The organism is Plectonema cf. radiosum LEGE 06105, assembly GCF_015207665.1.
Lineage (GTDB): Bacteria > Cyanobacteriota > Cyanobacteriia > Cyanobacteriales > Nostocaceae > Rivularia > Rivularia radiosa_A.
The window spans coordinates 23162-32330 of sequence record NZ_JADEWL010000077.1; the positions used below are offsets into that span (position 1 = coordinate 23162).

At 39.8% G+C, this 9169-nt stretch carries 6 protein-coding genes; 4 read left to right on the forward strand and 2 right to left on the reverse strand.

All coding sequences use genetic code 11. From position 1 onward, the window contains the following. Positions 1–107 precede the first annotated feature (107 nt). Both IQ247_RS20170 and IQ247_RS20175 read right to left on the reverse strand, forming a co-directional pair. Positions 108–1745: a permuted SH3 domain-containing protein gene (locus tag IQ247_RS20170; protein WP_322745538.1), complete on the reverse strand. Its 1638-nt coding sequence runs from the start codon at positions 1743–1745 to the stop codon at positions 108–110. A gap of 408 nt (positions 1746–2153) precedes the next feature. Further along, positions 2154–3941, reverse strand: coding sequence for an AAA family ATPase (locus IQ247_RS20175; protein ID WP_193922903.1), 1788 nt, complete (start codon positions 3939–3941; stop codon positions 2154–2156). A gap of 719 nt (positions 3942–4660) precedes the next feature. On the opposite strand from IQ247_RS20175, the gene IQ247_RS20180 reads away from it, so the two are divergent. The 4 genes from IQ247_RS20180 (at position 4661) to IQ247_RS20195 (ending at position 9104) form a co-directional block, all read left to right on the forward strand. Next, positions 4661–5908 (forward strand): succinate--CoA ligase subunit beta, encoded by a 1248-nt coding sequence (locus IQ247_RS20180; protein ID WP_193922904.1) that lies wholly within the window; start codon positions 4661–4663, stop codon positions 5906–5908. Positions 5909–6541: 633 nt separating this feature from the next. Next, positions 6542–7423 (forward strand): succinate--CoA ligase subunit alpha, encoded by an 882-nt coding sequence (locus IQ247_RS20185; protein ID WP_193922905.1) that lies wholly within the window; start codon positions 6542–6544, stop codon positions 7421–7423. 219 nt (positions 7424–7642) lie between these two features. After that, positions 7643–8728 (forward strand): 3-isopropylmalate dehydrogenase, encoded by a 1086-nt coding sequence (gene leuB / locus IQ247_RS20190; protein ID WP_193922906.1) that lies wholly within the window; start codon positions 7643–7645, stop codon positions 8726–8728. Positions 8729–8843: 115 nt separating this feature from the next. Then, the gene (locus IQ247_RS20195) at positions 8844–9104 is read left to right on the forward strand and encodes a hypothetical protein (RefSeq protein ID WP_193922907.1); all 261 of its coding nucleotides are present in this window, start codon (positions 8844–8846) and stop codon (positions 9102–9104) included. Positions 9105–9169 lie beyond the last annotated feature (65 nt).

A 9169-nucleotide genomic window follows, 5' to 3' on the forward strand; every position in this document is an offset into this window, starting at 1 on the left:
ACATAAAGTGTGGTCTTGGGGGTTTCCCCCATGAACAACTTTTCAAGACAGAGGAACGCAAAGGTAAGCGCAGAGTCACGCAGAGTTTTTTAGTAACTGATAATTGTTCACTGTTCATTGATAACTGTTACAGGTGCGCCATCAACAAGGCGATTTTGTCCTTGGGTGATGACGGATTCTCCAGCTTTGACTCCACTAATAATCTGCTGTTGGGTAATGCCTCTAATTCCTAGTTCTACTTTTCGCTGTTCTACTACCTCTTTCTCGTTAACTACGAATACATAGGGAGTTTGGTCGCGGTAAACTACTGTATTAATAGGAACAACTATGGCGTTTGGTTCTTCTTCTACTGCAATCCATGTTAAGACTCGTTCACCATGTCTGATATTTTTGGTAGTTGCCGGATTTAGACGAATTCTGGCTTCAATTGCCCGTCCTCCGGGACTAATGGCGGGGTTAACCGCAAAGACTTCACCGCTGGCACGAGCGTTAGCAATTAAACTATCGTTGGTGGTATTTCCACCGTTATTATTTTTAATATTTGTTTCAGAAGCAACATATGCTGTTTGATTGGGTTCAACTTGCTCGCCGGTAGGTCCAGCCAAATCTACAATTACCTCATACTGGCTGGGATCGATAATTACCATCGGTATTCTTTCCAAAATTCCCTGGTAATCTCCACCAAGTTGGGAGCTTACTGCTTGAGGTGTGAAATATTCCCCTTCGGTGTAATTAAGGTAAGCAACAACACCGTCAAAGGGAGCATAAATGCTGGCTCCTTCTAAAGCAACTTGTGCTTGAGTTAGTCGGGCTTCGGCTGTGGTAATACTACTTGATGTGGCTTCGAGTTGTTGTTGAGCGGCTGTAACTCCGGCTTGTGCTGACTCTACTTGCGATCGCGCTGATTGTACTTGAGATTCGGCTGAGTTTACTTGAGATTGAGCCGCTCTTACATCAGCTTCGGCATCGCGGAGGGCGTTTTGTCTGGTGTCGAATTCCTGACGAGCAATGGCTCCTGAGTTAATCAGCAAGCGATAGCGTTCGAGATTGGTAGCTGCTAGATTGCGAGCCGTTTGCGCTTTTTGGACTTGCGATCGCGCATTTTGAACTTGCGATTGCGCTTGGGATACTTGCGAACGCGCTTGAGATACTTGAGATTGGGCTTGAGCAACCTGTGCAGCGGATGCCGCTCTTTGTTTACGGGCTTCAGCTATAGCAGCTTCGGCTTGTCGAACATCAGCTACAAGTTCGCGATCGTCAACCCGTGCAAGTAGTTCTCCTTGTTTGACTGTATCTCCTTCTCGCAGTCTTCTGCCGTTGCGACGAGCTAAATAAGTTACGTCTCCTTCTACTTCAAAGGTTAGATGCTTGTATTTTGCGGCTCTGACTCTACCCTCACTCGATACCCAAGAGCGGATTGCTTCTCGTTGCGCTTTGATCGTTCTCACGGAAAGGGGTGCAGTCTGAGTAGTAGGAGTTTCTTCAGGAGTACTTTCCCAGGGACGTACTATTGCTACACCCCCAGCTAAGGCACCTAACAAAGCTAATAACCACCAATACTTTTTAAAGCCTGCTTTAATTTTGTGATCTTTCTCTTTTTTTGAAGGCTTGTCAGGCTTGTGTTCATCTGGATGTTCTTCAGGTGGTAACTCGCGTACTGCTGTTTGAGTAAAATGAGATTCATCAGAATGGGAATGATGGGAATTATTTAATTTTTCATCCTTTGATGGTGAATATTCTTTCACTTTTGTTATATTTTAATTGAAGATTTACGCAATAATTTATACTGAAAAAATCAGCTTAAAATTTGACTATATTTCAAGATAATTTTAAAGGTAAATCGAAAGTTTTATCATCATCTTAAAGAAGTAGCTCTGACTCTTACCAAAGTTGGATTATTAAATCAAAGTGAGCGCTGGCTCCAAGCAACCAGGATAATAGTTTCAAGCTGAAAAATTCATCGAATTCACCTTGTGTTAAGAGATTGGGTAATATCATGTCCGGTTAAACACTTGTCATAAAGTTGGCTTGGCAATAATTACCCATCACCCATTACCCATTACCCATCACCAATTACCCATCACCCATTACCTATTACCCATCACCAATTACCCATCACCAATTACCAATTACCAATTACCAATTACCAATTATTAATTAAGCTTACGTTCATAAATTACATTACCTTGAGCATCATAAACAATCAGGGGTACGTCAGCATTATCACTAATTGCTTCTAAGGCTTGCTGCAATGTCTGTAAGTGCTGGTTGACACCTGCAATAATTTCTGGGTCTCCTTGAGCGCTGGCTTCCATCAAGCTGTCTTGGAGGCTTTGCTCGTAATCGGGAGCTATCCGCACGGTAATTCCTTGGTTATTCATGATGTAAGTACAAACACGAACTTCACCGGAACAGGTTCGATCTAAATCGGAACGGGTTTTTTGTATACGACTGTAAACATTTAGCTTTTCTTGCGCTTGTTCGAGAGAAACAGATGCAGGTTCAATTAATTTTTGGGCTTCGGTATTATATGGACTGTTGCTGGAAACTTGTTTTGCAGAACTCAAAGCCGTTTGCCACTGCGCTACTGCTGCATTCCACTGGTTTTGCTCTTCGTAACTTTTGGCAAGATTAACAGCGTTGAGTGCTTGTTTATAAGCTTTGGCTGCCATTAATTCATTTGTATTGCGGTTTTTTACTGCTAATAATCGGGGTTTATACTCGAATATCAGTTTTTGTGCATCTGAATATGCCGAACTTCCCAAAGGAATCACAGCTAATGCATTAATTACAACTTGCCAAGTAGATTCAACTTGTTGCCATTCTGAAGTGGTTTTGGCGGTTGTTTCTCGTTTTTCGGCAACTATAGATACAGCTTTGGCGGCAGTAATTTTTTTCAACCACTTATCTTCTGCTAGTAACTGTTGGTTAACTGCTTGCAAATTATCGCGATAGCTTACTGCTTTTGCTTGTACAAATTCATACAGCGCGTCATTGCGACTAATTGCCTCTATTGGTGCGATCGCTTGCCGCCATAATCTTTTTCTATCTTGTAATTCTGATAAACTTGAGACGGGTACTTGACTTTTCTGAGTGGCGATTTGTGCTGCTTGAGTTGCTGTAAATACCTGTTGTATTTGTTGTGATTTCTCGGACAAACTGAGCGCTAGCTGTTGCGATTGTTGAGAATAAGGAGAGAAGCCGGGAATTTTGCCTAGACTTGTTGTGGTAAAATCTATTTTGCGCTGTAATCTAGCTAAATCTTGTTCGGAGTTGATTTTACCGATCAGTTCTCCATAAGAATTATTCAAATACTCTGCGGTTTTGAGTTGATTACACTTGGTTATCAAACAAGGACGAGTTGCAATGTAGGCACCTGCTAAAGTTGCGGAAACTATTACCCCAATTACCGTAAGCAATATTAATTTGGGGTTAAAACCGACCAAGTTTGATTCTAACCGGGGAACGCCGCTCGCCTTACTGCTCGCCGAGAATCGGCGGAGTACCGGCGACTTTGTTGATACAGGTATTTTGTCAAGATAATTATTAGACTCATCTTCCTTAATTGGTGAATAGATCAAGGCTGAAGAATTCTCAACATCAGAAAGTTCTGGCTTTTTATTAGTATTAATGTATTGTTTTTCTATAGTTAAGGAACGTTTAGCATAAGGAAGCTTGACTCCGACTACTCGCAAAAAAATCTCTATTTTTTCTTGTGGGTACTCGCGGGAATTATTTTGCAACGCTTCTTGAAGAACTGTAAAAATATGTTGGGTATCGACTGCCACACCTTGGGGATGCTCAGTTAAAATCATCAACTGGTGATTTTTTACAGCACACTTAACCCCAAAGAATTCTCCAGATCGAACGTCTGCACGTAAGTATTCCTCTAAATTGCTTGCTAATAATTGTAAATTGTCCTGCTGAGTCGCTACTGTCATAAAGCCCTGTTCCGTTTATCAGAAATTAAAGTTTGTTCAAGCAAGTAGGATTAACTTTTGACGAACTAGTCGCTATATCAAATCCGAACGTTCATTTTGTAACACAATAGACGAGTTTTTACAAAAAGCTTAACTATCAACTAAGCTCTTATTTCTAAATCATCTCAAGGATAACTCCATTTATTTTGATTGCAGAGTAAATACGTAATTATCTGCCTTTCTCCCTCAACCTAATTACTTTATAAAATATTTTTATCGATATGATAAATTTTCGCACAAAGGGCGGGAATAATAAGAATTTGCAATATTTTGACGTTTTGAATTTTGGCAGAAATTGTTTTAAAAATTAATAAATAAGTCTCCAGGCAGATACATTTTTCTACCGATAATATTTAATATTACTTTTGATGAAAAATTACTCAACGCCCTAATTGGTGGGATGTATAGCTATCTACCAATTAAATTGCGACTTCCGAAAAAAATGTAAGCATTTTTACTGATATTATGTATTACTTCCTATAAAGTAATAGTTGTGAAAATCAATTTTTAATTTACCCTAACTACACTATTGGATAAAATTAATAATAGAAAGATAACTGGTTTTTAACAGCTTGTTTTTTACGGCTTGAAATTAAAAACAGATTGTTAGGGTGTATGCTGTATGTTTTAGACAGCACCGTAGTAAACCTCCACAAGTTGTAATAGAAAGGTGTGCGTCAATGGAATTATTGGAATATCAAGTAAAAGAATGGTTTGGAAAAATAGGTATTCCCGTATTACCTTCCCAAACAATTGACCATCCTACCGATCTTAAACGTTTACAAATTAATTATCCAATAGTTTTGAAATCTCAAATTTATGCTGGAGGACGCGCAAAAGCTGGTGGAATCAGGTTTGTAGAAACTACAATCGATGCGATCGCAGCCGCGCAAAACATTTTTAATTTATCGATTTATGGCGAATTACCCGAAGTTTTATTAGCGGAAACGAAATATAACATTGAACAAGAGTTTTATTTAGCGATTGTTTTAGATACTGCTGTATGTCGTCCGATACTATTGGGCTGTAATGAAGCGGATATAGATTGGGATGAAGCGGGAGAGAAAATGCAGCACGTTGTAGTCGAAGAGCGATTTTCTCCGTTTTATGCTCGTAGATTAGCTTTAAAAATGGGCTTACAAGGAACGCTGATGCAGTCGGTAAGCAACGTCATCGAAAAAATGTACCAATTGTTTATAGAAAAAGACCTGGATTTGGTAGAAATTAACCCTCTAGGTGTAGATTCTTCCGGACAAGTAGTGGCTTTGAATGGCAACGTCAGCATAAATGAAAGAGCTATCCGTCGTCATCCAGATATTGCTGTGATGGCTCGAAAATTGGCTAGTCGTGACATCTCAAAACAGACTAATGGCAAAATTGGTAATTGGGATGGAACCCAAATGCGCGGTAAGATTGGTATTTTAGGAAACGGTGCTGGTTCGGTGATGGCAACTTTAGATTTAGTTGTCAGCAATGGTGGTAAACCTGGAGTATGTCTAAATTTGCGACACGCATTTCTGACTGACACTATACCAACAACTTTTAACAGCCGTTTGCAACAAGCATTGCAAATCTTAGCTGCTGATAAAAGTATTCAAGTAATACTGATTAACTTTTTAGGTAGTATTCCTCAAGCAACAGAAGTCGCGGAGTTAATTGCCAATTTTATTCACAAGCAACCCAATCAATTTAGTCCCCAAGGGTTTATTACCAATGGTACGAATAGTACGAATGGTAATAAAGGTTTTCGGGAAGGTTGTTCTCTTCCTAATTTGATTATTCGTTTAGCTGGCTCCGATTTGGATATAGCTAAAAAATATTTATCAAATTTAACCATCGAAGGAGAAAGTCCGATATTGCTAGTAGAAAGTTTAGATAATGCGGTAGCTCAAGCAGTTAAATTATCAAAAATTAGCGCTAAAAAGTAACTTTTAAATCTATAGGAATCCGGTTTAATTTGTGTTGTTCGGCTATGGTGGCGCAGCCATATAACTCCTAGCGGTTAGGGACTAGGGGGTAGGCATTAGGGAAAAGAAAATATACTGAGTCTTTTATACAAAATTCAAATAGGAGTACCATATGTTCTGATACCAATTCTTAATCGTCCTTAGCGGGGTTATACAAACTAAGCCTACCTTAAGGGTGGGCTACATTTAGTGGCTATTTATCAATAGACATCTCCGAAAAAGAATGTAGAGACGCAAGGGTTCGCGTCTCTACAAGGTTTCTGGATGATGCATATTTGATTTCCGGAGATGTCTAATAAATATTTTTAGGTGGTAAAAAATCAGCGATTAAAAAACTAGATACAGACAGTTTCCACAGCACCTACTACAACGATTGTGTTCCTCTGCTTTCCGAGTTGCTATCCAGATGAAATTAAACATTAACCTTTCAATAACCTTATCTTAATCTAGAATCTTTTTTTTTACAAGGTTCTAAATTATTTTTGGTTTATCTGATTCGCGATAGGCTAAACGTGAAGCCTTTTACATATCGTGGTAATACTGTTTCTTAGTGACTTTAACGGCTAAGTTCTCCTTCAACTATTATGTTTTTTTATGAATTTAACGCCAGAGAGTAAAGTAATCATCCAGGGATTTAGCGAGTTTATTTCAGCGAGCCATATTGCTCAAATGAAAGCTTACGGAACAAATTTAGTGGCCGGGGTGAATCCGGGATGCGGTGGAAGTAAACTGTGTGATTTACCCGTATTTGATTTAGTTGAGCAAGTGGTAGATAAATTTGGGGATATCGATACCACAATTATCTGCGTACATCCTTATCAAGTTTTAGATGCAGCATTAGAAGCCATGGCTTGTGGTATCAATCAAATTATTATCATTTCTCCTGGAGTACCTCCGTTAGACATGGTGAATTTATTTCGTCGTGCTGAAACAGAGGAAACCATAATTGTCGGACCAAATAGCCCTGGAATTATTGTACCGGGAAAGATTTTATTGGGGACTCACCCCAGCGAATTTTACATTCCCGGAGAAGTGGGAATAGTTAGTCGTAGCACCACTTTAACCTATGAAATTGCCTGGGAATTGACACAGGTAGGATTGGGACAGTCAATTAGTGTGAGTATCGGCAGTGATGGGGTTGTGGGTTCTTCGTTTATCCAGTGGTTGCAAATTTTGGATGAAGATGAAAATACTCAAGTAATTGTTTTAGTAGGTCAACCTGGTGGAGGACGTGAAGAAGCCGCAGCAGCTTACATATCTGAAATGATAGATAAACCAGTTATAGCTTATATTGCCGGATTACACGCACCACCTGCAAAACATTGGCGACAAACGGGGACATTAGCAGCAGTCATCGGACGCGATCCGGAATTTGGTTCTGCAAAAAGTAAATTAACAGCCTTTAAACAAGCGAAAATACCTGTAGCAGAACGTCCTTCTCAGATTGCGGAATTGGTAAATAAGGCATTGAAATAATTTAACTAAAAACCTGACTTCTAATTTTGTGCGGGGAAAGAAGTCGGGTTTTTATTTGAAATATCTGTTACCCAAGAAAATCATCGTAAAAAACCCGACTTCTCGGCGTTTATTTTAACCTTTGACCAAAAATAAAGGTTGATACCACTCTACAAATAAGTACCCTTGCCCGGTATGATATGTAATCAGCCCTATTTTTAAGAATCCTTTAAAACTACTATGACCCAAAACTACCGCATTACCCTACTTCCCGGTGATGGTATCGGACCTGAAATCATGGCAGTAGCGGTAGATGTACTCAAAGTCGTAGGAAAGAAATTTGACATCCGGTTTGAATTTCAAGAAGCCTTAATTGGTGGTGCTGCGATCGATCGCACAGGTGAACCTCTTCCAGAAACTACATTAAAAACTTGTCGCGATAGCGATGCTGTTTTACTCGCTGCGATCGGTGGTTATAAATGGGATGAATTACCATCTGATAAGCGTCCCGAAGCTGGTTTGTTGGGATTACGGGCTGGTTTAGAATTATTTGCTAATTTGCGCCCAGCGAAAATCATTCCTCAATTAATTGACGCTTCAACTCTTAAAAAAGAAGTTGTTGAAGGTGTTGATATTATGGTGGTGCGGGAACTGACTGGTGGAATTTACTTTGGTAAACCCAAAGGCATTTTTGATACGGAAACCGGCGAAAAGCGGGGAATAAATACAATGGTGTATACTGAGGCGGAAATTGAACGCATTGGTAGAGTTGCTTTTGAAACAGCCCGCAAACGAGGAGGTAAACTTTGTTCTGTAGATAAAGCCAATGTTTTGGAAGTATCTCAACTGTGGCGCACGACTATGACTCAACTGGCTGAAGAATACCCCGATGTAGAATTATCTCATCTTTATGTAGATAATGCTGCTATGCAGTTGGTTCGCGCTCCCAAACAGTTTGATACTATCGTCACCGGAAATTTATTCGGCGATATTCTTTCCGATGCAGCAGCCATGCTTACCGGCAGTATTGGTATGCTACCATCTGCTAGTCTAGGCGCATCCTCCCCCGGAGTATTTGAACCAGTCCATGGTTCAGCTCCTGATATCGCAGGAGAAGATAAAGCCAATCCCTTAGCACAAATTCTCAGCGCAGCCATGATGCTACGTTATGGTTTAAATCAAGCCGATGCAGCCAACCACATAGAACAAGCTGTGTTGCAAGTTTTACAAAATGGTTTTCGTACTGGGGATATAATGTCCGCAGGAATGAATCAAGTGGGTTGCCGAGCTATGGGTGAAGCAATGATTCAAACTTTAGAGAAATAATTATAAATAATAGTTTTAAATTACTTTTCTAATTCTCACGAAAGATTTTAACTTCCATTGTTAAAACTTTCGGATAAACTTAATTGAAAACCTAGCCAAATAACAAAAGTAATTCGTGTACGCATTACGACAAGGGCAGCAAAATTTTACGAACCCCGTGACACAATCTCCGTTGATTGACTCTTCTCTCATCCGGTCTGCGGGTCAAATATATTACACTTACTGCGAGGTGCATCCGGAAATGGCAGGACAAGCTTCAGGAGTCGCGATTAATCGCGGAAATCATCGAGGAAAGGTAATTTTTACTCTCCAACCAGTACTTTTACCACAAGAGTGTTTCGTTCCGTTAAGTCAAATCGAATCTCATATGTATTAATCGTTGATGGTGGTTAGTTGATGGTTGATAGTGGACAGTTGACAGTGGACAGTTGACAGTTAATT